General features: G+C 66.3%; 21 protein-coding genes and 1 tRNA gene. 12 read left to right on the top strand and 10 right to left on the bottom strand.

Translation table 11 applies throughout. The features are described 5' to 3' along the window. The first annotated feature begins 37 nt into the window (after positions 1-37). The 3 genes from DFR45_RS06585 (at position 38) to DFR45_RS06595 (ending at position 1,697) form a co-directional block, all read left to right on the top strand. A complete protein-coding gene (locus DFR45_RS06585) occupies positions 38-1,033 on the top strand; it encodes a DNA-directed RNA polymerase subunit alpha (protein ID WP_114482903.1) in 996 nt (331 codons plus the stop codon). A 164-nt stretch (positions 1,034-1,197) separates the two neighbouring features. Next, the gene (gene rplQ / locus DFR45_RS06590) at positions 1,198-1,593 is read left to right on the top strand and encodes a 50S ribosomal protein L17 (RefSeq protein ID WP_114482904.1); all 396 of its coding nucleotides are present in this window, start codon (positions 1,198-1,200) and stop codon (positions 1,591-1,593) included. Positions 1,594-1,620: 27 nt separating this feature from the next. Beyond that, positions 1,621-1,697: transfer RNA gene (locus DFR45_RS06595), tRNA-Met, on the top strand. Positions 1,698-1,963: 266 nt separating this feature from the next. Here the strand turns inward: DFR45_RS06595 and DFR45_RS06605 are convergent. The 8 genes from DFR45_RS06605 to DFR45_RS06635 form a co-directional block, all read right to left on the bottom strand. Next, positions 1,964-5,467, bottom strand: coding sequence for an indolepyruvate ferredoxin oxidoreductase family protein (locus DFR45_RS06605; protein WP_114482906.1), 3,504 nt, complete (start codon positions 5,465-5,467; stop codon positions 1,964-1,966). Positions 5,468-5,532: 65 nt separating this feature from the next. After that, on the bottom strand, positions 5,533-6,693 hold the full coding sequence (locus DFR45_RS06610; RefSeq protein WP_114482907.1) for an acyl-CoA dehydrogenase family protein: 1,161 nt from the start codon (positions 6,691-6,693) through the stop codon (positions 5,533-5,535). Between the two features lie 90 nt (positions 6,694-6,783). Then, a complete protein-coding gene (locus tag DFR45_RS06615; RefSeq protein ID WP_114482908.1) occupies positions 6,784-7,977 on the bottom strand; it encodes a CaiB/BaiF CoA transferase family protein in 1,194 nt (397 codons plus the stop codon). A gap of 129 nt (positions 7,978-8,106) precedes the next feature. Then, positions 8,107-8,250, bottom strand: coding sequence for a hypothetical protein (locus DFR45_RS14495; protein WP_170132847.1), 144 nt, complete (start codon positions 8,248-8,250; stop codon positions 8,107-8,109). Positions 8,251-8,462: 212 nt separating this feature from the next. Beyond that, positions 8,463-9,692, bottom strand: coding sequence for a lytic murein transglycosylase B (mltB, locus tag DFR45_RS06620; RefSeq protein ID WP_114482909.1), 1,230 nt, complete (start codon positions 9,690-9,692; stop codon positions 8,463-8,465). Positions 9,693-9,707: 15 nt separating this feature from the next. Then, positions 9,708-11,792 carry a transglutaminase TgpA family protein gene (locus tag DFR45_RS06625; RefSeq protein WP_114483029.1) on the bottom strand — a complete coding sequence of 695 codons (2,085 nt, stop codon included), beginning with the start codon at positions 11,790-11,792 and terminating at the stop codon, positions 9,708-9,710. A gap of 142 nt (positions 11,793-11,934) precedes the next feature. Beyond that, positions 11,935-12,987 carry a DUF58 domain-containing protein gene (locus tag DFR45_RS06630; protein ID WP_114482910.1) on the bottom strand — a complete coding sequence of 351 codons (1,053 nt, stop codon included), beginning with the start codon at positions 12,985-12,987 and terminating at the stop codon, positions 11,935-11,937. A 35-nt stretch (positions 12,988-13,022) separates the two neighbouring features. Continuing rightward, complete coding sequence (locus tag DFR45_RS06635) at positions 13,023-13,961, bottom strand: AAA family ATPase (RefSeq protein WP_114482911.1); 939 nt, start codon at positions 13,959-13,961, stop codon at positions 13,023-13,025. Between the two features lie 84 nt (positions 13,962-14,045). Here DFR45_RS06635 and DFR45_RS06640 point away from each other — a divergent pair, with 84 nt between their 5' ends. From DFR45_RS06640 to DFR45_RS06670, 7 genes are all read left to right on the top strand, one after another. Beyond that, positions 14,046-14,951, top strand: coding sequence for a histone deacetylase family protein (locus tag DFR45_RS06640; RefSeq protein WP_114482912.1), 906 nt, complete (start codon positions 14,046-14,048; stop codon positions 14,949-14,951). A 13-nt stretch (positions 14,952-14,964) separates the two neighbouring features. Next, positions 14,965-15,762, top strand: coding sequence for an enoyl-CoA hydratase (locus DFR45_RS06645; RefSeq protein ID WP_114482913.1), 798 nt, complete (start codon positions 14,965-14,967; stop codon positions 15,760-15,762). Positions 15,763-15,798: 36 nt separating this feature from the next. After that, the gene (locus DFR45_RS06650) at positions 15,799-17,154 is read left to right on the top strand and encodes a mechanosensitive ion channel family protein (RefSeq protein ID WP_114482914.1); all 1,356 of its coding nucleotides are present in this window, start codon (positions 15,799-15,801) and stop codon (positions 17,152-17,154) included. Between the two features lie 236 nt (positions 17,155-17,390). Next, positions 17,391-18,140, top strand: coding sequence for an electron transfer flavoprotein subunit beta/FixA family protein (locus DFR45_RS06655; protein ID WP_114482915.1), 750 nt, complete (start codon positions 17,391-17,393; stop codon positions 18,138-18,140). A gap of 13 nt (positions 18,141-18,153) precedes the next feature. Continuing rightward, positions 18,154-19,086: an electron transfer flavoprotein subunit alpha/FixB family protein gene (locus DFR45_RS06660; protein WP_114482916.1), complete on the top strand. Its 933-nt coding sequence runs from the start codon at positions 18,154-18,156 to the stop codon at positions 19,084-19,086. A gap of 107 nt (positions 19,087-19,193) precedes the next feature. After that, positions 19,194-21,014 carry an acyl-CoA dehydrogenase gene (locus tag DFR45_RS06665; protein ID WP_114482917.1) on the top strand — a complete coding sequence of 607 codons (1,821 nt, stop codon included), beginning with the start codon at positions 19,194-19,196 and terminating at the stop codon, positions 21,012-21,014. A 96-nt stretch (positions 21,015-21,110) separates the two neighbouring features. Beyond that, on the top strand, positions 21,111-22,073 hold the full coding sequence (locus DFR45_RS06670) for an NAD(P)H-dependent flavin oxidoreductase (protein ID WP_114482918.1): 963 nt from the start codon (positions 21,111-21,113) through the stop codon (positions 22,071-22,073). On the opposite strand, the gene DFR45_RS06675 is transcribed toward DFR45_RS06670, so the two are convergent. Continuing rightward, a complete protein-coding gene (locus DFR45_RS06675) occupies positions 22,070-22,639 on the bottom strand; it encodes a phosphatase PAP2 family protein (RefSeq protein ID WP_114482919.1) in 570 nt (189 codons plus the stop codon). The two genes, DFR45_RS06670 and DFR45_RS06675, sit on opposite strands and share 4 nt — an antisense overlap. A 233-nt stretch (positions 22,640-22,872) precedes the next feature. Between DFR45_RS06675 and DFR45_RS06680 the strand changes: the two genes are divergently transcribed. Beyond that, positions 22,873-23,991 (top strand): acyltransferase family protein, encoded by a 1,119-nt coding sequence (locus DFR45_RS06680; RefSeq protein ID WP_114482920.1) that lies wholly within the window; start codon positions 22,873-22,875, stop codon positions 23,989-23,991. Positions 23,992-24,002: 11 nt separating this feature from the next. On the opposite strand, the gene rnk is transcribed toward DFR45_RS06680, so the two are convergent. Further along, a complete protein-coding gene (rnk, locus tag DFR45_RS06685) occupies positions 24,003-24,419 on the bottom strand; it encodes a nucleoside diphosphate kinase regulator (protein WP_114482921.1) in 417 nt (138 codons plus the stop codon). Positions 24,420-24,534: 115 nt separating this feature from the next. Between rnk and DFR45_RS06690 the strand changes: the two genes are divergently transcribed. Then, positions 24,535-25,707, top strand: a complete 1,173-nt coding sequence (locus DFR45_RS06690; RefSeq protein WP_114482922.1) for a PA0069 family radical SAM protein — start codon at positions 24,535-24,537, stop codon at positions 25,705-25,707. The last annotated feature ends 7 nt before the right edge of the window (positions 25,708-25,714 follow it).

The following is a 25,714-nucleotide window of genomic DNA, read 5'->3' on the forward strand; positions in this document are numbered from 1 at the left end:
CGGTGTAACGAGCTGGGGGCATTGAGAGGAAGTCTGCATGCAAACCAATTTGCTGAAACCCAAGGCGATTGCCGTGGAACAATTGGGTAATAACCGCGCAAAAGTGATTTTAGAGCCTTTCGAGCGCGGTTATGGCCATACGCTTGGTAATGCCTTGCGCCGCGTCCTGCTGTCGTCCATGGTGGGGTATGCAGCGACCGAGGTCACCATCGCCGGTGTCTTACACGAATATTCTTCGATTGACGGAGTTCAAGAAGACGTAGTGAACATCTTGCTGAATCTCAAAGGTGTTGTCTTCAAGCTTCATCATCGCGATGAGGTGACGCTGAGCTTGCGCAAGGAAGGCGAAGGTGCCGTGACCGCTGGGGATATCCAGACACCACATGATGTCGAGATCATCAATCCTGATCACGTGATTGCCCATTTGTCGCAAGGCGGCAAGTTGGACATGCAAATCAAAATTGAAAAAGGTCGTGGTTACGTGCCTGGAACTGTGCGCCGCTATAGCGATGAGCCTACAAAAGTCATGGGGCGCATCGTGCTTGACGCATCGTTTTCTCCCGTCAAGCGCGTAAGCTATACCGTTGAGAGCGCACGTGTGGAGCAGCGCACGGACCTCGACAAGTTGGTGCTGGAAATCGAAACCAATGGTGCGGTTTCAGCGGAAGACGCCGTTCGCGCGTCGGCCAAAATTTTGGTCGAACAGCTGTCGATATTCGCACAGCTCGAAGGTGGTGCGGAGGCTGCTGCTGGAATGGGGGCAGGTGAAGCACGTGCAGGTGCTGCATTCGATCCGATTCTTTTGCGTCCTGTGGATGAACTGGAGTTGACGGTACGCTCGGCGAATTGCCTCAAAGCCGAAAATATTTACTACATCGGCGATTTGATCCAGCGCACTGAAAATGAACTGCTCAAGACGCCGAATCTTGGGCGCAAATCTCTCAACGAAATCAAGGAAGTGTTGGCCTCACGCGGATTGACCTTGGGGATGAAGCTCGAAAATTGGCCGCCGGCGGGACTCGAAAAACGTTGATAGCATAAGCCTGAGATCTCATCATTGGGTGAGTGTCTTGGGTGAGTTCAGTAAAATAAGCCATATCGATCCAGGCTTATTCATTCCCTTTCAGGGGAAGGTGCATCGGGTGGTACCTGATCCGGCCACGCGATATTTTTATAAATGATCTCAAGGAAAGCACTATGCGTCACGGACATGGACTGCGCAAGCTCAACCGTACCAGCTCACATCGTCTTGCGATGTTGCAAAACATGATGAACTCGCTCATCCAGCATGAAGCGATCAAAACGACACTGCCCAAGGCGAAAGAACTACGCCGTGTGGTTGAGCCCATGATTACTTTGGCCAAGGTGGACAGTGTTGCCAATCGGCGCCTGGCTTTCAGCCGTCTGCGCAATCGCGACAGCGTAACCAAATTGTTCAACGAGCTAGGGCCGCGCTTCAAGGCGCGTCCAGGCGGCTATACCCGCATTCTCAAGATGGGATTTCGCGTAGGAGACAACGCGCCCATGGCTTATGTGGAGCTTGTCGACCGCTCCGCTGAGGTTTCTGAGGAACCATCGAGCTTGTCTCAATAAAATTTTTGTTGTATAATTCGATTTTGCCGCGCGATGGAGCAGTCTGGTAGCTCGTTGGGCTCATAACCCAAAGGTCGGAGGTTCAAATCCTTCTCGCGCAACCAAATCTTTCAACCCCGCTGGTCATGCCAGCGGGGTTTTTTTATTGCTTTTACCAAAGTCTCCAGCCTGTGAAGGTGGCTGGCATCCACCTCTAGTGCAGTGTTCGACGCTATCTGCGACATAAAACCGCGTCTTTTCGGCCTGGGCCGCGTTGCAAATCCTCGCGATACCGCCCGGTATCGCTGCGGTTTGCGCCTTGCCCAGACCAAAAATCCATCGGTTTTATTTGTCGCTTCAAGCATCAAACACTGCACTAGCGACCGGTTTGTCAGGCTGCTTTGGATGCCGGCCTGGCGACGACTCTTTCCGGCAGATGCTGAAGCGCTTGCAATAGCTGTTCGCGCTCGCTCGCGGCAGCTTGGGCGCTTGCCAGTTTGACGTGCCCAAAGCCGCGAATTTTTTGCGGCAGCGCGGCGAAAGCCACCATTTGCGTGTAGTTGTCCGCATTCAGCCTGGGCAGCAGCGCGCGCAGGTCTTGCTCGTATTGGGCAACCAGCGCTTGTTCAAGCTTGCGCTCGGCGTTATGGCGGAACGGATCGAGCAGCGTGCCGCGCAGCCCGCGCAGGCGCGCCATCACGGCGAACGCGCGCAGGAGCCACGGGCCCACTTCGCGCTTGACGGCCTTGCCCGTTTTGGGGTCGGTTTTGGCGAAAGGGCCGCCACCGATGTGAAAGTGCAGTGCGTAGTCGCCTTCGAAGGTTTGCGCGATTTCCTGGCGGAAGCTCGGCAGCGTGTACAGGCGCGCGACCTCCCATTCATCCTTGGCGGCCAGCAGCTTGAAGTAGCTTTGTGCGACGGCCAGGCTCAGCGCCTGCTTGTGCTCGGGCTGTGTATCGACGCGCTGCACTTCGGCAATGAAATTTTGATAGCGCTCGGCGTAGGCGGCGTTTTGGTATTCGGTCAGATAGGCGACGCGGCGCGCGATGGTTTCTGCGAGGTTTGGCTGCGCGCGGCGCGGCTGGAACTGGATCACCTGGGCGCCAGAAACCATGCGTTCGACACGTGCGGGGTCGTGTGCGATGCAGCGGCCCCAGTGGAAGGCTTCGCGGTTCATTTCGACCGAGACGCCATTGAGCTCGATCGCGCGCTCGATGGCCGCGAGCGACAGCGGCAGTAGCCCGCGCTGCCAGGCCACGCCCACCATCAGCATGTTGCAGGCGATCGCATCGCCGAGCAGCGCCACCGCCAGGCGCTGGCCTTCGACCAGCGTGGTCGCTGCGCCGGTGATGCGGCGCACGCGCTCTATGAGCTGCTCGGGGCTGGCGTCCCAGTCGGGGTTGCGCGCAAATTCGGCCGTCGCCGTGACTTCGCTGCAGAGCACGGCGCGGCTGCGCCCAGGTGCGAGCATGGACACGGGCTCGTCGCCCGAGGCCACGATCAAATCGCAGCCGATCAGCGTGTCTGCCTCGCCTGGGCCTATGCGTGGCGCCGTGAGCTGCTCGGCACTCGGCGCGAAGTGCAGGTGCGAATAGACCGCGCCGTATTTTTGCGCCAGGCCCATCACGTCGAGCGAGAGGCAGGGCGTGCCATCGACGTAGGCCGCCATGGCCAGCACCTGGCCTATGGTCACGACGCCGGTGCCGCCAATGCCGCCCACGAGCACGTGCACGGGTGCAGCGAGCGGTGCCTGCTCGGGCTCGGGCACGTCGAAGCGCTGCGGCGCGGCGGCGCTTTTTTCGGGCTTGCGCAGGCGCCCGCCGTGCACGGTGACGAAGCTCGGGCAAAAGCCCTCGACGCAGCTAAAGTCTTTGTTGCAGGTCGATTGGTTGATGCGCCGCTTGCGCCCGAATTCGGTGTCGAGCGGTTCGATGGACAGGCAGGTGGAGACCTTGCCGCAGTCGCCGCAGCCTTCGCACACGGCGCTGTGGATGAAGCTGCGCTTGGGCGGGTCTTCCCACTGGCCTTGCTTGCGCAGGCGCCGGCGCTCGGTGGCGCAGGGCTGCTCGTAGATGATGGCCGAGACGCCGGGAAACTCGCGCATCTCGGCCTGCACGCGCTCCATTTCGCTGCGCGGAAGCAGCGGCACGCCCGCGGGGAACTGCACGCCCGCATACTTTTGCAGGTCGTCGGTGACCACGGCGATGCGCTGCACGCCGTCGGCGCGCAGGGCTTCGACCATTTGCGGCACAGTCTGGCCGCCGCTGATGGGCTGCCCGCCGGTCATGGAGACGAAGCCATTGGCAAGCAGCTTGTAGGTGATGGGCACGCCCGCGGCCACGGCGTGGCGGATGGCGAGCGAGCCCGAGTGCGCGTAGGTTCCGTCGCCGAGGTTGGCGAACACGTGGCGCTCTTGCGTGAAGGGCTGCTGGCCCACCCACTGCGCGCCCTCGCCGCCCATTTGCGAGATGGTTTTGCAATTGGCCGGGTCGAGGATCAGCTGCATGCCGTGGCAGCCTATGCCGCCGAGCGTGCGGCTGCCCGGCGGCAGCTTGGTCGAGCGGTTGTGCGGGCAGCCCGAGCAAAAACTCGGCGTGCGGCGCACGGCGGGCGTGCTCTGCAGCGCGACCGTGTTGGGCGGCGCCTGCCAGTTCGCGAAGCTCGGATCGCGCTCGGCGAGCAACTGGCTGAGCACGCGCGTGACCATGAGGGCGTTGATTTCGCCCGCGTTGGGAAAGAGCCACGCCGGGCTTGCGTCGAACAAATGCCCCGTGCGCACCTTGCCGAGCACGCGCGGCGCACCAGGTGCACCGTAGAGGATGGAGCGCACCTGGTCTTCGACGAGCGGGCGCTTTTCTTCGACCACGAGCACGGTGTGCAGCCCGCGCGCGAATTGCCGCACGATCTCCGGATCGACAGGCCAGACCATGCCGAGCTTGAGCACGCGCACGCCCAGTGCCTGTGCGCGTTCGGCGTCGAGGCCCAGATTGGCGAGCGCCTTGCGCACTTCGTGGTAGGTTTTGCCCGCGCAGATGATGCCAAGCCACGCCTCGTGCGCATCGTGCGTGATGCGGTTGAGGCCGTTGGCGCGCGCATAGGCGAGGGCGGCGTAGAGGCGCCGGTGGTAGAGCGTTTCTTCGGCGGGCAGGATGGTGGCCAGGCTCGCGGGCTGGATCCAGCGCTCGGTATCGAACGTCGCGTCCGCGTCTGGCAGGGTGATGTGCGGATGCGTGGGCGAAAGCTGCAGCACGCTCGCGCTCTCGACCACGTCGGTCACGAGCTTGAGGCTGGCCCAGGCGCCGCTGTAGCGGCTCATGGCGATGCCGTGCAGGCCGTAGTCGAGAATTTCCTGCACGTTGCTCGGGTAGAGCACGGGCATGCCCAGCGATTCGAGTGCGATGTCGGAGTAGCAGGCCACGGTGGAGGACTTGGCGCCGTGGTCGTCGCCGACCAGCGCGAGCGATCCGCCCAGGCGGCTCGTGCCGGCCCAGTTGGCGTGACGCAGGGCGTCCATCGCGCGGTCCAGCCCCGGCCCCTTGCCGTACCAGAGGCCGAACACGCCGTCGTATTTCGCGCCGGGGAACATGTTCACGTACTGCGAGCCCCACACCGAGGTGGCGCCGAGCTCCTCGTTCACGCCGGGGCGAAAGACGATGTGGTTCTCTTGCAGCAGCTTGTGCACTTTGCGCAGCGCACCATCGATCGCCGCGAGCGGCGAGCCCTGGTAGCCAGAGATGAAGCCCGCGGTGTGGTGGCCGGCGGCCACGTCGCGCCGGCGCTGGTCGAGCGCGAGGCGCACCAGCGCCTGCGTGCCGGTCATGTAGGCCCAGCCTTCGGTGAGGGTGTATTTGTCGTCGAGCGAAGCGTCGAGACGGCGTGGCAGCGTGTGGGTCATGAGGGGCTCCTCGGGGTGATGGTGGATGCCGGGCGGAATGCGATGCTGGGCGCGGAAATAGAGGCTCAATACGAGCGCGGCATGCCCAGCTGGTGCTGCGCCACCTGCGCGAGCACGAGGTTGTTGGAGATCGGCGCGGTGCGAAACAGCCGCGTTTCCTTCCATTTGCGCTCGATGTCGTATTCGCAGGCCACGCCGAAGCCGCCGTAGGTGGTCATCGCGGCCTCGGCGGCCTCCCAGGCGGCTTCGCTTGCGAGGTACTTGGCCATGTTGCTTTCGGGGCCGCAGGGGCGGTTTTGGTCGAACAGGGCCGCGGCCTTGTTGCGCATGAGTTCGGCGGCTTCGAGGTTCATGTGCGCGCGCGCGATCGGGAATTGCACGCCCTGGTTCGCGCCTATGGGGCGGTCGAAAACCACGCGTTCGCCCGCATAGCGCGACGCGCGCTCGACCATCCACTGGCCGTTGCCGAGGATTTCGCCCGTGGCGATGATGCGCTCGGCGTTGAGCGAGTCGAGCAGGTAGTAAAAGCCCTTGCCTTCCTCGCCGATGCGGTCGTCATCCGACACTTCGAGGTTGTCGATGAACACCTGGTTGGTGTGGTGGTTGAGCATGGTGCGGATAGGCTTGGCCTGCAGGGCGGGGCCGGCTTTTTTGATGTCCACGAGGAACAGCGTGAGGCCGTCGGTCTTGCGCTGGGCTTCTTCATACGGCGTGGTGCGTGTGATCAAAAGGTACAAGTCGGACTGCAGGAAGCGCGAGGTCCAGATTTTTTGTCCGTTGATCACATAGCCGCCCGGCACCTTGCGCGCAAAAGTCTTGATGCGCAGGGTGTTCGAGCCCGCGTCGGGCTCGGTCACGCCGAAGGCCTGCAGGCGCAGGCTGCCGTCGGCGATGCGCGGCAGGTATTTGCGCTTTTGCTCGGGGCTGCCGTGGCGTAGCACTGAGCCCATGGTGTACATCTGCGCGTGGCACACGGCACCATTGCCGCCGCAGCGGTTGACCTCCTGCAGGATCAGGCTGGCGTCGAGGATACCCAGGTTGGAGCCGCCGTATTCCTCGGGGATCAGCGCCGCGAGCCAGCCCGCCTTGGTCATGGCCTGCACGAATTCCTCGGGGTAGGCGTGCTGCTCGTCGAGCCTGCGCCAGTATTCGTCGCCAAACTCCTTGCACAGCGCGCGCACTGCGGCGCGCATTTCGTTCTGGGTGTCGGTGTAGTCGAAGTTCATGAAGTTGCTCTCAGGGAATGGATCAAAAAGCGCGGAGGCCAAGAGGGTGCGGCTATCGGTGCGGCTATCGGTGCGCTGCTTCCGGCAATGTCAGCCAATCACCCCCTGCTCGCGCAGCGCCGCGATCTGCGCATCGCTGCAGCCCAGGCCCTGCAGCACTTCGAGCGTGTGTGCGCCGAGTTCTGGCGGAGGCGCCCATTGCTGGCTGCGCTGGTGGTCGAGCGCGAGCGGCAGGGCCATGGCGCGGTGTTCGGGCACGTTGGGCAGGGGCAGGTTTTTGAGCATTTGCATGGCCTGCACCTGTTCGTGCGCGATCATTTGCGCGATGTTGTGCATCTCGCTGCAGGGTGCGCCATGGCGGCGCAGGCGTGCGACGATTTCCTGGGTGGGCAATCGCTGCGTGCGCTGCTCGAGCGCTTCATGCAGGGCTTTGCGGTTCGCGGTGCGCTGGGCATTGGTGGCAAAGCGCGGGTCGGTGGTGAGTTCGGGGCAGTCGAGCGCGGCGCAGGCGTTGGCGAACAGGCGGTCGTTGCCCGCGGCGATGAACACCATGCCGTCGGCGGACTTGAACAGCTCGTACGGTGCCATCGAGGTCATGGCCGAGCCCATCTTTTTGGGGAGCTGGCCCGAGGCAAGAAACATTGCGGTGAGCAGCGACATCCAGGACATGGCGGTTTCGAGCAGGCTCGCGGTAACGCAGGCGCCCTGGCCGGTGCGGTTGCGCTGCAAAAAGGCCGCGAGCGTGCCCATGGCGGCCCACATGCCCGTGCCCAGGTCGATCACCGAGGGGCCCACGCGCACCGGGTCGTCGCCCTCGTTGCCGGTCACGCTCATGATGCCGGTGAAGGCCTGCATCACCGGGTCGTAGCCGGGCAGCGAGCGCAGCGGGCCGACCTGGCCGAAGGCGCTGATGGCGCAGTAGATCAGCCCCGGCTGGGCTGCGCGCAGCGCCTGCTCGCCCAGGCCGCGCGACTCGGCGCTGCCGGGCTTGAGCGAGTGCACGAACACGTCGGCCGTGCCTATGAGCTGGCGCACCAGCGCCTGGCCGGCTTGCTGGTCGAGGTCTATGCAGACGCTTTTCTTGTTGCGGTTGAGCGCCGCGTAGGTGGCCGAGTCGCCCGAGGGAAAGAGCGGCGGCCAGGCACGCGTGTCGTCGCCCGCGCCGGGGCGTTCGATCTTGATGACTTCGGCGCCCATGTCGCCGAGGATTTGCGTGCAAAAAGGGCCCGCGACGTTTTGCGTGAGGTCGATGACGCGGTAGCCGGAGAGTACGTTTTCGAGCATGGAGAGTCGTTTTTTGCGTAGTGTGCGAAGAAGAAACGCAGCCCGCGGGTGCGGCCCAGGCGCCGGCGCGCGGCGCAAGCCAAAGCCGGTTCCCGGGTGGTGGATGCGCGTGGCAGCAACTGCGCCCAGTCACCTTGTCTGCTTGTTCGGACAAATAGTGCCACCGCCGGGGTGTGAGCGTATGCGGGTAATCCCTAGGAGCCTGGCGGACTTTGGAATCGTCGGCTGCGAATGCGCCGCAGCGGTCCATTTTTTACCGGCTTCTTGCCCCATAGCACCACTATGGGGCGGCGAATCCGGCAAAAACTGGCCTCGCTGGGGCACCTTCTCGCTTTCGACGCCCAAAGTCCGACAGGCTCCTATGGCTGCGGGGATGACGCGCTGCTTTGCCTGCTGTGCAGCACGCGGAGGGGCTTGCTTTTTGCAGGTAAAAAACGGCCTCAGCGCTTATCCATCAAGCGCTGATAGCTTCTTTTATGGGAGCATCAACGCCCGTAGGCCTGCGCTACGGCCTGCCCGAGCGCGAGTACGGCCATGGCGTAGTAGCTGGACCAGTTGTAGCGCGTGAGGGTGTAGAAGTTGCCCGTGCCGGCGACGTAGCTCGGCGCGGCGCTGCCGTTTTTGAGCTCGATCAGCGCCAGCATGCCCTCGTGCGCCTGGCCTGCGGCGTCGAGCAGCACGCCTTGCGCCTGCAGCTGCGCGGGGCTGAAACTGGGCAGGATGTCGGGCGCGAGCAGGGCGTCGAGCTGCAGGTGTGCCGGGTCGAACTGCAGCGCGTAGTACGCGGGCATGCCGGGCGTCCAGCCGTGGCCCGCCAGGTAGTTGGCCACCGAGCCTATGGCGTCGGCGGCGCTGTGGCTCAGGTCCACGCGGCCGTCGCCGTCGTAATCGATGGCCCAGCGCACCCAGCTCGAGGGCATGAACTGCGGCATGCCCATGGCTCCGGCGTAGCTGCCGCGCGGCGCGGTGGGGTCGGTGCCGGTGTGGCTGCACAGGCTCAGGAACTGTTCGAGCTCGCCACGAAAGTACGCCTGGCGCTGGGCCGCGCGCGGGTGTTCGGTGGGGAAGTCGAAGGCCAGCGTGCTCAGCGTGTCGAGCACGCGCAGCGTGCCCATTTGCTGGCCGTAGATGGTCTCGACGCCGAGGATGCCGACGATGACCTGCGCGGGCACGCCGTATTCGCGCTCGGCACGCGCGAGCGTGGTGGCATTGCTGCGCCAAAAGCGCAGGCCGGCGCGGATGCGCACGGGCTCGACGAAGCGGCTGCGATAGACCTGCCAGTTCTTCACCGCACTGCCCGGCGGGGGCGGCAGCACGAGTTTGCCGAGCTGCGGCAGATAGCGCGCCTGCGCGAGCGCCGCGCGCACCCAGGCCGCATCGAGCCCGCGGCGCGCGGCCAGGTCGTCGGCGAAGGCGAGGGCGTCGGGGCGGGCTGCGTAGTTGCCGGGGGATGCAGCCGGGGCGAGGGGGAGAGAGGCGGTCGCGGAGGAAACGGCTGGCGTGGAAGCGGAGGCAGAAGCGGGCGCGGAGGTAGGTGCAGAAGTAGGTGCAGAAGTAGGTGCAGAAGTAGGTGTTTGCGCCGGGGCAGGCTGCGCTGTAGATGGCACTGCACGCAGATCGTCGGCGGCAATGTTCAGGTGTTTTTGGGCGTTTGCGCTGATGGATACTGCGCAAGCAGCTATCGATGTGATTGCAATCCGGGAGAGTTTCGGCATGGCGGCGGGTACGTGTCAGCCGCCATTGTCGCGCCGGCGTGGCTGCGGGCGCGGCCAGGGCAGGCGGCGCCACGCGCGTGCGAGGGTGCGCAGGGTTGGCTCCGGCTGCGGCGCAGCGCCCTGCGCCGGCGTGGCGTAACGCAGCTGCTCCAGGCGCAACAGCCACTGCGCGAGCGGCTGGGCGGCGGGGCCGAAGTGCGTTTGCACCTCACGGGCCATGGCGCGCGGCGGCAGGTGTGCGGGCAGCGGCAGGCCCGCGCGCGCGAGGCGCCGGCGCGTGCGCGCGAGCAGGCGCAGCCAGGGGTCGTGCTGGCGCCGCTCCCACAGCGTCCAGGCGGCGCCGCCCAGCGCGGCCGCGGCCAGCAGCGCGCCCAGCAGGCGGATCAGGTCGGGCCACGCGGGCGCGTCGAACCCCAGCGCACGCAGCAGGTCGAGTTGGCGGCCCTGCGTGTAGTTGAGCACCCACTGGTTCCAGCCGTTGTTCATGGCCTCCCACACGGCGCGCAGCTGCTGCAGCATGCCGGGGCTGATGACCGTGTTCATGGCCGTGGCAAAGGCGCCGGCCGGGGCTTGCAGGCGCGCGAAGCTGCCCACACGCCCCGGCGCCACCGCGGCCGTGGGATCGACGCGCACCCAGCCCTGGCCCGCGAGCCAGACCTCCGTCCAGGCGTGCGCGTCGCTCTGGCGCACCGTCCAGTAGCCATCGACGGGGTTCACCTCGCCGCCCTGGTAGCCGGTGACGATGCGCGCGGGCAGGCCCATGGCGCGCAGCAGCACCACGAAGGCCGAGGCGATGTGCTCGCAAAAGCCCTGCTTGCGGTCGAACCAGAACTCGTCGGCGCTGTGTGTGCCAAACACGCCGGGCTCCAGCGTGTAGCGGTAGCCGCCCGTGCGCAGGCGCGCAAGCGCCGCCTGCACCAGCGCAGGGGCCGGGTCGGCGCCGGGCGCCACCGGCGTTTGCGCGCGCAGCTGCGCCGCAAGCGCGAGCGTGCGCGGGTTGAAGCCCGCCGGCAGCTCGGTGTAGGCGTGCAGCGTGGCGTTGCGCTGCAGCGGGCCGTGGCGGAACTGCAGATAGCTCTCGGCGCGATAGCGCAACACGCTCATCACGGGGCGACTCGTGCGCCACAGCAGCTCGGGCGACAGGGTTGCCTGAAAGCCTTCGGGCAAGGCGGGTGGCGTGGGCGCGGCGTCGATCAGCAGCAGCCAGTTTTGCTGGTGCGGCTCGAGCGTGACTTCGTAGCGCAGCGGCGCACCGCTGACCTGCAGCGCCGCAGGGCTGGCCAGGCGCCGCCACGGCCCGCCCTGCGCCATGTCGTCGAGCGGCCGCCAGGTGCGCCCGTCGAAGCTCGACAGCACCGGCCCGCGAAAATACAGCGCGCTTTGCGGCGGGTGCTTGCCCCCTGCCAAGTTGAAGCGCACGCGCAGCGCGATGCCGTCGTCGAGCGCGAGCGCGGCGATGCGCCCCACCTGCATCTCGCCCGCAAGGCCGCTGCGTCCCAGTGTGTCGTTGGGCAAACCCCACAGCGGCGCGATGCGCGGAAACAGCAAAAACAGCGCCGCCATCACCGGCGCGCCCAGCAGCATCAGGCGCAGCGCCATGCGCATGGCGAGCAAAAGCGGCGGTCGGCCCACGGGCATGTGGGCCTGCACCAGCGCCGTGAGCAGGCCCAGCAGCGCGAGCAGCATGGCTGCGGCGGTGGTGAGCGATTGCGAGAAGAAAAAATTGCTCAGCAGCGTGAAAAAACCGAGGAAAAACACCACCATGGCATCGCGCCGCGCGCGCAGCTCCAGCGTCTTGAGCGCGAGCAGCAGCACGATCAGCGTCACGCCCGCATCGCGCCCGGCCACCGTCTTGAACGTGAGCCCCGTGCCCGCCACGGCCAGTGCGAGCAGCCCGCCCAGCACCCAGCGCCCCGGCAGCGGCCGCCCCTGCCACGCGAGCACCGCGCGCCACAACAGCAGCGCCGCCGCAAAAGCGCCGGCCCACAGCGGTATCTGGGGGGCGAGCGGGGCGATGACCCAGCCCACTACGCCGAGCAAAAACAGCGTATCGCGCGCTTCGCGGGGCAGGCGGGAGAGGGCGGAGAGCACCGAGGTCATGGCGCAGAGGTAATTGGGGTCAGATTCCAATTATTGGGGGTTTTCTTAGTCAAAAAGGCATTTTGACAAGGTGCATCAAGCGCAAGCAGCTATCAAAAAAGGATTGGTGGCAAAGGAAATAGGGGGCAAATTCGAATGAGGTTCACGCGAGCGCCAGCGCCTCCAGGCAGCGCCGCTGGTGGGCCGGCCCCAGGTCGGGGGCGATCTCCACGCCCGGCAGGCGCAGGCCGTAGCGCAGGCCCAGGCGCTCGGCTGCGAGCACCCAGGCCGTGAGGCGTGACAGGCGCGCCTCCAGTGTAGGCAGGCCGGCTTGCGCGGGCGTGAGCCAGAGCGTCTGGCGCGGCGTGGCGACGGCGTCGCGGCTGATGAGCGCGTCCGAGCCCGCGGCCAGCGCCTGCGCGGCTTTTTTCCAGACGATCTGCTTGCGCGTGTCGCCGCGCCGGTAGGCGCGCACGCCGTCCCATTCGTCCTGCCCGCTGCCTTTGGCCACGGTGCGGGCGCCGTGCGGGCCTGCGGCTGACGCGCCGGTCGGCAGCGGCGGGGCAGGGGATTCGGGCTGCGGATAGACCAGCACCTGCGCCGCGGGCCGCCAGTAGCTCCAGGCGCGGAAGGTGCCGAGCGGAAAGCGCGTCTGCAGCACGATGGGCGGCACGCGCTGGTAGCCGCGTTGCGTGGGGCGCCAGGTCAGTTGCACCTGCATGCTGCCTTGCGCGGGCACGTCGCACCAGACCCAGGCGGGCGCGGCGTCGTTGCGCAGCGCCAGCGCGATGGCGTAGCGCGGGCTGCGGCGCGGGTTCGTGAGCTGCACGTGCAGGGGCACGCTCGCGCCCAGGAATTGCGGCGCGGGCGGCAGCAGGTGCAGCTGCAGGCCGCGCAGCGTGGCGTGGCACATGTGCATGCCCGCGATGGTGCTGCCCGCTATCAAAAACGTCAGCAGGTAGCCAAGATTGAGCTGGAAGTTGATCGCCGCCACGAGCAGCACGAGCAGCGTGAGCGCGAGCATCCAGCCCGCCCCCGTGGGCAGGATGTAGATGGTGCGCTGCGTGAGCGTGAGCTGGTCGGAAAGCGGCAGCCGCGCCTGCCACCACTGCGCAAAGCGCGCGCGCAGCCAGGCGCGCGGGCGCAGCAGCTTGCTGGGGCGGGCAGGTGCGGCGCTGGTGTCGGCAGGTGCGGGGGATGCGGAGGATGCGGGCATGGGGCGCGCAGGGCGGACGTGTGATGCGGCCAAGCTCAGCGCAATGGCACGGCCTCGAGCATGGCGTGCACCTGTTCGACGGCGCCGCGCCCCCCTTCGCTCGTGCTGCCCGCGGGCAGCACGGGCACGAGGCGGTGCGCGATGGTCTGCGGCAACACGGCCTGCACGTCGTCGGGGGCGACGTAGTCGCGCCCCTGGATCAGCGCCTGCGCCTTGGCCGCGCGCACGAGTGCGATGCCCGCGCGCGGCGACAGCCCCTGCACGAACCAGCGCCCCGAGCGCGTTGCGGCGATCAAGTCCAGCACGTAGTCGAGCAGCGCCTGCGAGGTGTGCACCGCGAGCACGGCGTCTTGCAGCGCGCGCAGGTCTTCGCCCGACAGCAGCGGCAGCATGCCCTCGAGCAGCGCGCGCCGGTCGCCGCCCGCGAGCAGGGCGCGCTCGGCGGCGCGGTCGGGGTAGCCGAGCGAGATGCGCATCAAAAAGCGGTCGAGCTGCGACTCGGGCAGCGCGTAAGTGCCCAGCTGGTCGTTGGGGTTTTGCGTGGCGATCACGAAAAACGGTTGCGGCAGGGCGTGCGTTTGGCCGTCGATGGAGACCTGCTTTTCTTCCATGGCTTCGAGCAGGGCGCTTTGCGTGCGCGGGCTCGCACGGTTGATTTCGTCGGCCAGCAGCACCTGCGCAAACACCGGCCCAGGGTGGAACACGAAGCCCTCTTGCGCGCGCTCATAGACGGACACCCCCAGCAGGTCGCTGGGCAGCAGGTCGGCCGTGAACTGCACGCGCGCAAACTGCAGGCCGAAGCTGCGCGCGAGCGCCTGCGCCAGCGTGGTCTTGCCCACGCCTGGCACATCCTCTATGAGCAAGTGGCCGCCCGCGAGCAAGCAGCACACGCAGTCCTGCACCTGCGCCGGCTTGCCGACGATGACCGTGTTAAGCTGAGCCAGCAGCGAGTGGATTGTGCGTTGTGCATCCATGGAAAGTTCGGAAAAATCGAGACACAGGGCCGCATTGTGAGCAAGACTGGTTACTTCACCCATCCCGACTGTAAAAAACATGAAATGGGGCCGGGCCACCCCGAGTGCCCCGAGCGGCTCGACGCGATCGAAGACCGGCTGCTCGTCACCGGGCTGGACTTGGCGCTCGAGCGCTACGAGGCCCCGCCCGCGGCGCTGGCCGACATCGAGCTGGCGCACACGCGGCTGCACATTGCGGCGCTGCGCGGTCTGCACGACTGGCTGCTCGAGGACATGGAGGCCGGCGGCCCGCCTTATTCGCAGATCGACCCCGACACCGCCATCAACGCCTACACCTGGCCTGCGGCGCTGCGCGCGGCGGGCGCGGCGATTGCGGCCACTGACGCAGTCATGGCCGGCGAGATCGAAAACGCCTTTTGCGCCGTGCGCCCGCCCGGCCACCACGCCACGCGCGACAAGGCCATGGGGTTTTGCTTTTTCAACAACGTCGCTATCGCCGCCAAGTACGCGCTGCAGCGCTACAACCTGCAGCGCGTGGCCGTGGTGGACTTCGACGTGCACCACGGTAACGGCACCGAGGACATCCTCGCGGGCGATCCGCGCGCGCTCATGGTGGGCATTTTCCAGCACCCGTTCTACCCCTACAGCGGCGAGCATCCTGCGGGCCCGAACATGCTCAATGTGCCCGTGCCGGCTTACACGCGCGGCATGGAAATCCGCGAAATCATCGATGTCACCTGGATGCCGCGGCTCGAGGAGTTCAAGCCCGAGCTGATCTTTGTGAGCGCCGGATTCGACGCGCACCGCGAGGACGACATGGGGCAGCTCGGCATGACCGAGCAGGACTACGCCTGGATCACCATGCGCATCAAGGACGTGGCGCGGCGCTTCAGCAACGGGCGCATCGTCTCGTGCCTCGAAGGCGGCTACGCTTTGAGCGCACTCGCGCGCAGCGTCGAAGCCCATCTGCGCGTGCTCGCGGATGTTTGAAGGAGCGCCGTCCATGAATGACCCGCTTTCGACCTCCGCCAGCCCGCTCGCCGTGCAGCGCGACGCGCGCGGCGTGGTCACGCTGACGCTCAACGACCCGGCGCGCTTCAACGCGCTCGGCGACGAGATGCTCGCGGCGTTGCAGCACACGCTCGATGCCCTGCAGGGCGACGAAAACGTGCGCGTGCTCGTGCTGGCCGGCGCGGGCAAGGCGTTTTGCGCCGGGCACAACCTCAAGGACATGGCTGCGCATCCTGATCTGGCCTGGTATCAGCGCTTGTTTGCGCAGTGCAGCCGTGTGATGCTGAGCCTGCAGCAGCTGCCCGTGCCCGTGATCGCGCGCGTGCATGGCATGGCCACGGCGGCGGGCTGCCAGCTCGTGGCGCAGGCCGACCTGGCCGTGGCGGCCGCAGACGCGCGCTTTGCCACGAGCGGCATCCACTACGGCTTGTTTTGCGCCACGCCCAGCGTGCCGCTGGTGCGCAACATGCCCATCAAGCAGGCCATGGAGATGCTGCTCACGGGCGAGTTCATCGACGCGCGCACGGCGCAGGCGCAAGGGCTCGTGAACCGCGTGGTGCCGGCCCAAGCGCTCGACGACGCCGTCGAAACGCTCGTGCGCGCCATCCTCGAAAAGCCGCGCGTGGCCGTGGCCATGGGCAAGGCGCTGGTGTATCAGCAGCGCGAACTCGGGCTCGCGGCGGCCTACCAGCTTGCGGGCCAGACCATGGCCGCGAACATGATGGACGAGGCGGCCCAGGAGGGCGCACGCGCCTTCGCCGAAAAGCGCAAGCCACGCTGGAAGCCCTGAGCCCGGGCTGACCAAGGATCGATGGTACGAGGCTCAATGGTCAAGACGCCACCACCCCCTGCGCTCGCCCAGATCGAGCACCTGCTGCGTTCTTTTTTCCATCCCACGGTGCTCATCGAACTCGCCGCGCTGGCCTTGTGCGTGGGCCTCGCGTGGCTGGCCGTGGCAGCGCTGCGCCGGGCCTTTCATCACCAGGACGACAGTCGGCCTTCGATTCTGCTGGGGCGCAAAGTCGTCGATGGCGCCCTGTTCCCCATCGTGCTGCTCGGCCTGGGCTATGTGGCGCGTGCGCTGCTGCGCGAGTGGATTTCGCTCGCCGCCTTCGAGATTGTGATCCCCGTGCTGATCGCGCTCGTGGCGATCCGCGTGGGCGTCAAGGTGCTGCAGGCAGCGTTCCCGCGCTCGCCCTGGGTGCGGCCCATGGAGCGCACCATTTCGTGGCTCGCGTGGTTCATCATGGTGTTGTGGGTCACGGGCCTGCTGCCGCGCGTGCTGCAGGAGCTCGACGAGATCAGCTGGAAGGTGGGCGGCTCGCGCATGTCGGTGCGCACCCTGCTCGAAGGCGTGCTCACGACGGGTGCCGTGCTGCTCGTCACGCTGTGGATTTCTTCGGCCATCGAGGCGCGCCTGCTGCGCTCGGCCACCGGCAGCGTGCTCTCGGTGCGCAAGGCGCTGAGCAATGCCTTGCGCGCGCTGCTGCTGTTTCTGGGCCTGGTGCTGGCGCTCTCGGCCGTGGGCATAGACCTCACGGCCTTGTCGGTGTTCGGCGGTGCGCTCGGCGTGGGCATAGGTTTCGGTCTGCAAAAACTCGCCTCCAACTACGTGAGCGGCTTCGTCATCCTGGCCGAACGCAGCGTGCGCATCGGCGACAACGTGCGCATCGACGGCTTCGAGGGGCGCATCACCGACATCGCGGGCCGCTACACGCTGATCCGCTCGGCCGTGGGGCGCGAATCCATCGTGCCCAATGAAATGCTCATCACCCAGCGCGTGGAAAACCTCTCGCTCGCCGACCCGCGCGTGTGGCATTCCACGGTGGTCAGCGTGGGTTACGACAGCGACGTCGAGCTGGTCATGCGCCTGCTCGGCGAAGCCGCGCTCGTGAGCCCGCGCGTGCTGCGCGACCCTGGCCCCAGCGTGGCCCTATCGGCCTTCGGCGCCGACGGGCTCGAATTCACCATCGGCTTTTGGATCGTCGACCCCGAAAACGGCGTGCTGAGCCTGCGCTCCGAAATCAACCTGGCCGTTTTGCGTGCCCTGCGTGCGCACGGCATAGACATCCCTTACCCGCAGCGCGTGCTGCATTGGGCGGGGGCTGGCGCGGGAGGGGACGCCATTGCGGAGCCTGCCGCCAAGCCACCGTCTGACGCTGCCGATGCACCCCGCGCGTGATCCTGTGCCGCTTTGCAGCCGCTTTGCAGCGCGGGCCTCGCCTATAATCGCCCACGCAAAAACGCACGACCGTTCTATTTTTTGCCGGACACGCGTGACGCCTTCAGACCTGTCGATGGGCAAGGTCTGCCTTGCGTGCGCCCCAGAAAGAATCGGTCGCTCAGCCTAACAAGCATTAGAATCGACTGCTCTCGCAAGCATTCCAATCCATTCAACCCCATCAAGGAGTCGCAGTAATGAAGGTCTTGGTCCCTGTCAAGCGCGTGGTGGACTACAACGTCAAAGTCCGGGTCAAATCGGACGGTACCGGTGTGGACATCGCCAACGTCAAGATGAGCATGAACCCGTTTGACGAAATCGCCGTCGAGGAAGCCGTGCGCCTGAAAGAAAAGGGCGTGGCGACCGAGGTCATTGCCGTCTCCTGCGGCGTGGCGGCCTGCCAGGAAACCCTGCGCACGGCCATGGCGATCGGCGCCGATCGCGGCATCCTGGTCGAAACCGACGTCGAGCTGCAGCCGCTGGCCGTCGCCAAGCTGCTCAAGGCCATCGTCGACAAAGAGCAACCGGGCCTCATCATCGCGGGCAAGCAAGCCATCGACGACGATGCGAACCAAACGGGCCAGATGCTCGCCGCGCTCGCCGACCTGCCGCAGGCCACTTTTGCGAGCAAGGTCGAAGTCGTGGGCGACAAGGTGCGCGTGGCGCGTGAAATCGACGGCGGCCTCGAAATCCTCGAGCTCACGCTGCCCGCGGTCATCACCACCGACCTGCGCCTCAATGAGCCGCGCTACGTCACGCTGCCCAACATCATGAAGGCCAAGAAAAAGCAGCTCGACACCTTCAAGCCCGCAGACCTGGGCGTCGATGTCACGCCGCGCCTCAAGACCCTCAAGGTCAGCGAGCCGCCCAAGCGCGGCGCCGGCGTCAAGGTGCCCGACGTCGCCACGCTGGTGGACAAGCTCAAGAACGAAGCCAAAGTGATCTAAGGAGTTCAACGAAATGACCGTTCTCATCGTTGCCGACCACGACAACGCCACCATCAAGGCGTCCACCCTGAACACCGTTACCGCAGGCAAGGCCTGCGGCGGTGACGTGCACGTGCTCGTCGCGGGCCACAACGCTGGCGCCGCCGCCGCTGCCGCCGCGCAAATCGCCGGCGTCAGCAAGGTGATCCACGCCGACGGCGAAAGCCTCGCGCACGGCCTGGCCGAAAACCTGGCCGAGCAGGTGCTCTCGATCGCCAAAAATTACACGCACATCTTGTTTCCGGCCACGGCCAGCGGCAAGAACGTCGCTCCGCGCGTGGCGGCCAAGCTCGATGTGGCGCAGATCAGCGACATCATCAAGGTCGTCTCGCCCGACACCTTCGAGCGCCCAATCTACGCGGGCAACGCGATCGCCACGGTGCAAAGCACCGATCCGATCAAGGTCATCACCGTGCGCACCACGGGTTTCGACGCTGCGCCCGCCACGGGCGGCAGCGCCGCGATCGAAACCATTGCGGCAGTGCCCGATTCGGGCAAGAGCCGCTTCGTGGGCAGCGAAATCGTCAAGAGCGAGCGCCCCGAACTCACCGCGGCGAAGATCGTCGTATCGGGTGGCCGGGCGCTGGGCAGCAAAGAAAAGTTCGACGAAATCATCACCCCGCTGGCCGACAAGCTCGGCGCTGCGATCGGCGCGAGCCGCGCTGCCGTCGATGCCGGTTACGCCGCCAACGACATGCAGGTCGGCCAAACCGGCAAGATCGTCGCGCCGCAGCTCTACGTCGCGGTCGGTATCTCGGGCGCCATCCAGCATTTGGCCGGCATGAAAGACTCCAAGGTCATCGTCGCGATCAACAAAGACCCTGAAGCGCCGATCTTCAGCGTGGCCGACTACGGCCTCGAAGCCGACCTGTTCCAGGCGGTGCCGGAACTGGTCAAGGCGCTGTAAGGCTTTAAGCTGTGCGCCTTTGCCGGTCTCGCGCCGGCATTTTTCGGAATTGAGGGCATCGTTCGCGGTGCCCTCTTGTCGTTTTCCCTTTCAACTGCGGAGCCCCCATGAGCTACATCGCCCCTGTCAAAGACATGCTGTTCGACATCGAGCACCTTGCAAACATCGAGCAGATCGCGCAAATCCCCGGCCTCGAAGAGGCAGGTCTGGACACCGCGCGCGCCGTGCTCGAAGAATGTGCGCGCTTGAGTGGCGATGTGCTTGCACCGCTCAACGTCGAGGGCGACCGCAACCCCTCGCGCTGGGAGGCCGGGCGCGTCATCACCACGCCGGGTTTCAAGGAGGCATACCAGCAGTATGCCGAGGGCGGTTGGCAAGGGCTGCAGCACCCGCCGGCGTATGGCGGCCAGGGCTTGCCCAAGACCATAGGCGCGGCCTGCGTGGAGATGATCAACAGCGCGAACATGAGCTTTGCGCTGTGCCCCTTGCTCACCGACGGTGCGATCGAGGCGCTGCTCACCGCCGCGGACGACGCCCTCAAAGCCACGTACCTGCACAAGCTCGTGAGCGGCGAGTGGACGGGCACCATGAACCTCACCGAGCCGCAGGCGGGCTCCGACCTCGCGCTGGTGCGCACCCGCGCCGAGCCACAGCCTGACGGCAGCTACAAAATCTTCGGCACCAAAATCTTTATCACCTACGGCGAGCACGACATGGCCGAGAACATCGTGCACCTGGTGCTCGCGCGCGTGCAGGGCGCGCCCGAGGGCGTCAAGGGCATCAGCCTGTTCGTGGTGCCGAAGTTCCTCGTGAACAAAGACGGCAGCCTGGGCGCGCGCAACGACGTGCAGTGCGTGTCGATCGAGCACAAGCTCGGTATCAAGGCCAGCCCCACGGCGGTGCTGCAATATGGCGACGGCCTGGCCGGCAGCGTGGCCGAGCAAGGCGGCCCCGGCGCCATCGGCTACCTCGTGGGGCAGGAAAACCGCGGCCTCGAATACATGTTCATCATGATGAACGCGGCCCGCTACGCCGTGGGCGTACAAGGCGTGGCGATCGCCGAGCGTGCCTACCAGAAGGCGGCGCGCTATGCGCAAGAGCGCGTGCAAAGCCGCCCTGTCGATGGCAGCGTGCCTGCGAGCACCACCATCGTGCACCACCCCGACGTGCGCCGCATGCTCATGACCATGCGCGCGCTCACCGAAGGCTGCCGCGCGATGGCGACCGTAGCCGCCGCGGCCTACGACGCCGCGCACCACCACCCCGACGCCGAGGTGCGCAAGCAAAACGCGGCCTTCTACGAATTCCTCGTGCCGCTGGTCAAAGGCTACAGCACCGAGATGAGCCAGGAAGTCACTTCGCTGGGCGTGCAGGTGCACGGCGGCATGGGCTTCATCGAGGAAACGGGCGCGGCGCAGTATTACCGCGACTCCAAAATCCTCACCATCTACGAAGGCACGACGGCGATCCAGGCCAACGACCTCGTAGGCCGCAAGACCGCGCGCGATGGCGGCCAGACCGCACGCGCCATCGCCGCGCAGATCGCGCAGACCGAGGCCGTACTGCAAGCCAGCGCCACGCCGGCCGCGCTCGCAATGGCGCGGAGCCTGCGGGCCGCGCGCGAGGCGTATCTGGAGGTGGTGGATTTCGTCGTCGGCGGCACCAAGGCTGCGCCCAACGCCGTCTATGCAGGCAGCGTGCCCTACCTGCTTGCGAGCGGTAACCTCGTCGCGGGCTGGCAGCTCGCGCGCAGCCTGCTGGTTGCGCAGGAGCTGCTCGCCAAGGGGCAAGACGCGCCCTTCATGCAGGCCAAGATCGCGACGGCACGTTTTTACGCCGAGCACATCCTCGTGCGCGTGCCGGGTCTGCGCGATGCCATCGTCGCAGGCGGAGAGAGCGTGATGGCGCTGCCCAATGATGCTTTTTGAGGTGTGCGGAAGTGTCGCAACCGCTTCGTAAATAGTAGCTGCTAGCGCTTGATTATCAAGCGCTACAGGCCATTTTCATTGAAAAAGGAGTGAGCCATGCCCCGTCTGCCCGCCGCGCTGCAGCGCCCGTCGCTGCCCGTGATCGCCTCGCCGCTGTTCATCATCAGCAACCCGCAACTCGTGATCGCGCAGTGCAAGGCGGGCATCGTCGGCTCCATGCCCGCGCTCAATGCGCGCCCGGCTTCGCAGCTCGATGAATGGCTCGCCGAAATCACCGAGGCGCTGGCCGCGCACGACCGCGCGCACCCCGAGCGGCCCGCCGCGCCCTTTGCGATCAACCAGATCGTGCACAAGAGCAACGACCGCCTCGACCACGACATGGAGCTGTGCGCCAAATACAAGGTGCCCATCATCATCACCAGCCTGGGCGCACGCCCCGAGGTCAACCAGGCCGCGCATGGCTGGGGCGCGGTGGTGTTGCACGACGTGATCAACAACGCCTTTGCGCACAAGGCCATCGACAAAGGCGCCGACGGCCTGATCGCCGTGGCGGCGGGCGCGGGCGGGCATGCGGGCACCAAGAGCCCGTTCGCGCTCGTGCAGGAAATCCGGGAATGGTTCGACGGGCCGCTCGCGCTCTCGGGCGCGATCGCCAACGGCGGCGCGATTTTGGCGGCGCAGGCCATGGGTGCGGACTTCGCCTACATCGGCTCGGCCTTCATCGCCACGCACGAAGCACGCGCGAGCGACGCCTACAAGCAGGCCATCGTCGATGGCACCTCCGACGACATCGTCTATACCAACCTGTTCACGGGCGTGCACGGCAACTACCTGGCGCCGTCGATCCGCGCTGCCGGGCTCGACCCCGAGCACCTGCCCGAATCCGACCCGAGCAAGATGAATTTCAGCGAGAGCGGCAAAAAAGCCTGGAAGGACATCTGGGGCAGCGGCCAGGGCATAGGCGCGGTGCATGCCGTGACCAGCGCAGCCGAGCTGGTCGAGCGTCTGCGCCGTGAATATGTGCAGGCGCGCCAGCGCCTGTGCGGCGCGACCGATTAGCCGCTGGTCGGCGCCTTGCACGTGCGGCGTTGGTTGCCGAGGATGTGCCGAGTGACGGCTTGCGCCAGCGCTTGCACCGTCCAGGCGCTGGCCCCTCCCACACACCAGGCGGCCAATACGTCCGAGGGGAAATGCAGCCCGAGCGCGATGCGGCTCCAGCTCACCAGCAGGGCGACGCCGATCAGCACGCTGCGCACGGCCCACGGCATGGGCGCCAAGCAGGCCGAAGCCGCAAACGCCATCGCCATGGCCGCATGTGAGCTCGGAAAGCCGGCGGATGGGCCATGCGGCAGCCACTGGATGCCCAGGCCCAGCGTGAAGGGGCGGGGAAACTGCGCCGCCTGCTTGATCCAGTGGGCCAAGAGCACGGCCAGCGCGATGCTGGCCAAAACCTTCCATGCCTGCCCGCGCCAACCTTGGCGCCCGACCAGGGCCACGGTGAGCGTCGTGGCGACGAGCCAGTGGGGCAGATACTGCGTGGCAAAGAGCGCAAGATTCAACACCGACGAGGGCGTTTGCGGCCCCAGGTTGAGCCACAGAAAGACGGTTTGGTCCAGGGCGGTCATGAAAGCTGCTCCTCAGGTTCGCTGCGCGCAAGTCGTTTTGCGCGCAATTTATCGGCACCCTGCCTTCAGTTTTCTTTCAGCTTGCAGACCGTAACCAGGGAAAACCCTGAGTTTTCTGCCTGGGTTTGCCGCGAAGGGCACGCAAAAAGAGGAGCAAGGGCGCAAAATTGCCGTTTTTCGAAGTCGGGAGCATCGTTCGGGTCTGTGTCGTCGCATCCCTCATCCATCCCCCTATGTCTTCTACTTCTTCGCGCGCGCCCTTGATCGACGTGGTCAAGGGCCTTGCCTGTTTGCTCATCGTCGCCCACCACCTCGCCTTTTACGGCCCTATGTCGGACATTGCCGAGCCGCTCGCGCCGCGCTTGCTGGCCTGGCTTTCCAGCCATGGGCGCATGGCCGTGCAGGTGTTTTTGGTGTTGGGCGGCTATCTGGCTGCCGCCAGCCTCGCGCCGCAAGGCGTGGCGCGCTTTGCAAGCGCCCGCCAGCAGGTGGCGCGCCGTTTCGCACGGCTGATCGTGCCTTACGCCGTGGCCTTGCTCGTCACGGTGCTCGTGTCGGCGCTGGTGCGGCCGTGGCTTGCGCACCATTCGGTGCCGGCCGAGCCCGATCTTGCGCAGCTGTTTGCCAACGCTTTGCTGCTGCAGGACATCCTGGGGTACGAGGCACTCTCGGCTGGTGTGTGGTACGTGGCGATCGATTTTCAGCTCTTTGCATTGGCCGTGTTGCTGTTTGCTGCCGTGCGCGCCTGGGCCGGGCGCAGCGCGCGGATCGATGCGGCGCGCTGGGGGCAAGCAGCCGTAGTGGCGGGCGTGGCGGCGTCGCTGCTGGTCTTCAACCGCCTGCCGCAACTCGACGTCTGGGCGGTGTATTTCTGGGGCGCCTACGGCCTGGGGATGATGGCCTACTGGGCTGCGCATGCGCCGCGCGTGCGGCCCTGGCTGCTCATGATGGTGGCGTTGGGCGTGGCCGCGTTGGGGGTGGAGTTTCGCCCGCGCATCGCAGTGGCTTTGGCTGCGGCACTGGCGCTCGCAGGGGCCATGCGCACGCCGGCCCTGCGCCGGTGGCAAGGTGTGCCGGCCCTGAACCGGCTCGGGCAAATGTCGTACTCGGTTTTTTTGCTGCACTTTGCCGTGTGCCTCGCCGTGAACGCCGCCGTGACCACGCTGTGGCCCGATGCGCCCGGCTGGAATGCGCTGGGCATGTTGCTGGCCGTGCTGCTGTCGCTCGCGGCGGGGCGGTTGATGTACGAGCGCATCGAAAAGCAGAGCATCTCGTGGCCGGCCATCCTGCGTTGGCAGGCGGGTTTGCTGGGCGTGGGGTGGCTGGCGTCGTTCGCGGGGAATTTCGGCTGATGGGGGCCGGCTCAGCGATGTAACTCGCCCGCGCGCTCCGGCTGATAGACGACTTCTTGCACGCGCACGGTCATCGTTTTGCCGCCCGGCCCGGGCCAGGTCAGCTCGTCGCCCACGGAAAGGCCGAGCAAGGCAGCGCCCACGGGCGCCAGTATCGAAATACGATCTGCGCTGCCGTCCATGTCACGCGGGTAAACGAGCGTGAGACAAAACTCCTTGCCTGTCTCGGCAATCGCAAAGCGCACGGTGGAATTCATGGTGACGACGGTGGGAGGGATGGCCTGCGGCTCCGCCACATCGGCGCGATCGAGCTCGGCTTGCAATTCCGCCTTGCCGGGAAAGACGCTTGCAGGCAAGGCAGCCAAAACAGCTTCGATGCGCTCCAAGTCCAGAGACGACAGGATGATTTGCGGCTTGCTGCGTGCCATGGTTTCGCTGACCTCCTGGTGATGCGGACAAACAGAGGGCGGGACTGTAGTCGATCGTGAATCTCGCACCGCAGCATGCGGTCATCGCAGTAGAGTTGCTGTATATTCATACAGCATGAAACCCGAAGATCGCATTGACGAACGTGCCGACGCACCTGCGCTCCTGGTGCGCGTGCCGCTGCAGGCGGTGCGCGGGCGCGGGGCGGCGAGCCGCATTGCGCACCGCTTTGCGCGCGACACGCGCGATCGGCTCGAGGGGGCGGACGATGGTTGGCCCGGCGATGCGCATGAAGCAGATAGCGAAGACGCACAGGCGGCTCCGCCCGCGACCGAGGTGCTGCACGAGACCGCGCGCAGCGCCTTGTGCCGCAATGATTCGCCCGACATTCCCTTCATCTACTCGGTCAACCCCTACCGCGGCTGCGAGCACGGCTGCATCTACTGCTACGCGCGGCCCACGCACAGCTACCTGAACCTCTCGCCAGGGCTGGACTTCGAGACGCGCATCGTCGCCAAGACCAACATCGCCGCGGTGCTGCGGCGCGAGCTCGCGCGGCCCGGCCATGTGCCCAGCGCGCTGAGCCTCGGTTCGGCCACCGATTGCTACCAGCCCGTGGAGCGCACGCTGCGCCTCACGCGCGGCTTGATAGCGGTGCTGCGCGACGCGCGCCACCCGTTCGGCCTCATCACCAAGAGCAGCGGGGTGGAGCGCGACATCGACCTGCTCGCGCCGCTGGCCGAGCGGCGCCTCGTGGCGGTGTATGTGACGCTGACCACGCTGGACGCCGAGCTCGCGCGCCGGCTCGAGCCGCGCGCCGCTGCGCCGCACCGGCGCCTGCGTACCATTGCCACCCTGGCCGCGGCGGGTATTCCGGTGGGCGTGAGCGTGGCGCCGCAGATACCGTTTTTGAACGAAGACATGGAGCAGGTGCTCGACGCCGCCTATGCAGCCGGGGCGCGCAGCGCTTTTTATAGCGTGCTGCGCCTGCCCTGGGAGCTCGACGCGCTGTTTCGCGAGTGGCTGGAGGTGCACTACCCGCAGCGCGCGGCGCGCATCATGGCGCGCGTGCAAGACCTGCACGGCATCAGCGCCGAAGCGCGTCGAGAGGGCAAAAGTTACACCGGCGGCTTTGCCACGCGCATGCACGGCAGCGGCCACTGGGGCGATCTGCTGCGCCAGCGCTTTGCGCTCGCGTGCCGGCGCCTGGGCTTGAACCGCACGCCGCTCGAACTCGACTACAGCCAGTTCCGCCCGGCGCTGGCGCGTGGGCAGGGGTGTTTGTTTTGACTAGACC

The sequence above is a fragment of the Extensimonas vulgaris genome, assembly GCF_003337425.1.
Taxonomy (GTDB): domain Bacteria; phylum Pseudomonadota; class Gammaproteobacteria; order Burkholderiales; family Burkholderiaceae_C; genus Extensimonas; species Extensimonas vulgaris.

What these genes read in the sequence shown, in the direction of transcription:
- DFR45_RS06640 (WP_114482912.1), top strand. Translation starts at nt 14,046, where the DNA reads ATGGGGCCGGGCCACCCCGAGTGCCCCGAGCGGCTCGACGCGATCGAA.
- DFR45_RS06630 (WP_114482910.1), bottom strand. Translation starts at nt 12,987, where the DNA reads ATGCCCGCATCCTCCGCATCCCCCGCACCTGCCGACACCAGCGCCGCA.
- DFR45_RS06680 (WP_114482920.1), top strand. Translation starts at nt 22,873, where the DNA reads ATGTCTTCTACTTCTTCGCGCGCGCCCTTGATCGACGTGGTCAAGGGC.
- DFR45_RS06650 (WP_114482914.1), top strand. Translation starts at nt 15,799, where the DNA reads ATGGTCAAGACGCCACCACCCCCTGCGCTCGCCCAGATCGAGCACCTG.
- DFR45_RS06610 (WP_114482907.1), bottom strand. Translation starts at nt 6,693, where the DNA reads ATGAACTTCGACTACACCGACACCCAGAACGAAATGCGCGCCGCAGTG.
- mltB (WP_114482909.1), bottom strand. Translation starts at nt 9,692, where the DNA reads ATGCCGAAACTCTCCCGGATTGCAATCACATCGATAGCTGCTTGCGCA.
- DFR45_RS06690 (WP_114482922.1), top strand. Translation starts at nt 24,535, where the DNA reads ATGAAACCCGAAGATCGCATTGACGAACGTGCCGACGCACCTGCGCTC.
- DFR45_RS06625 (WP_114483029.1), bottom strand. Translation starts at nt 11,792, where the DNA reads ATGACCTCGGTGCTCTCCGCCCTCTCCCGCCTGCCCCGCGAAGCGCGC.
- DFR45_RS06635 (WP_114482911.1), bottom strand. Translation starts at nt 13,961, where the DNA reads ATGGATGCACAACGCACAATCCACTCGCTGCTGGCTCAGCTTAACACG.
- DFR45_RS06615 (WP_114482908.1), bottom strand. Translation starts at nt 7,977, where the DNA reads ATGCTCGAAAACGTACTCTCCGGCTACCGCGTCATCGACCTCACGCAA.
- DFR45_RS06645 (WP_114482913.1), top strand. Translation starts at nt 14,965, where the DNA reads ATGAATGACCCGCTTTCGACCTCCGCCAGCCCGCTCGCCGTGCAGCGC.
- DFR45_RS14495 (WP_170132847.1), bottom strand. Translation starts at nt 8,250, where the DNA reads ATGGGGCAAGAAGCCGGTAAAAAATGGACCGCTGCGGCGCATTCGCAG.
- rplQ (WP_114482904.1), top strand. Translation starts at nt 1,198, where the DNA reads ATGCGTCACGGACATGGACTGCGCAAGCTCAACCGTACCAGCTCACAT.
- DFR45_RS06675 (WP_114482919.1), bottom strand. Translation starts at nt 22,639, where the DNA reads ATGACCGCCCTGGACCAAACCGTCTTTCTGTGGCTCAACCTGGGGCCG.
- rnk (WP_114482921.1), bottom strand. Translation starts at nt 24,419, where the DNA reads ATGGCACGCAGCAAGCCGCAAATCATCCTGTCGTCTCTGGACTTGGAG.
- DFR45_RS06660 (WP_114482916.1), top strand. Translation starts at nt 18,154, where the DNA reads ATGACCGTTCTCATCGTTGCCGACCACGACAACGCCACCATCAAGGCG.
- DFR45_RS06665 (WP_114482917.1), top strand. Translation starts at nt 19,194, where the DNA reads ATGAGCTACATCGCCCCTGTCAAAGACATGCTGTTCGACATCGAGCAC.
- DFR45_RS06585 (WP_114482903.1), top strand. Translation starts at nt 38, where the DNA reads ATGCAAACCAATTTGCTGAAACCCAAGGCGATTGCCGTGGAACAATTG.
- DFR45_RS06670 (WP_114482918.1), top strand. Translation starts at nt 21,111, where the DNA reads ATGCCCCGTCTGCCCGCCGCGCTGCAGCGCCCGTCGCTGCCCGTGATC.
- DFR45_RS06655 (WP_114482915.1), top strand. Translation starts at nt 17,391, where the DNA reads ATGAAGGTCTTGGTCCCTGTCAAGCGCGTGGTGGACTACAACGTCAAA.
- DFR45_RS06605 (WP_114482906.1), bottom strand. Translation starts at nt 5,467, where the DNA reads ATGACCCACACGCTGCCACGCCGTCTCGACGCTTCGCTCGACGACAAA.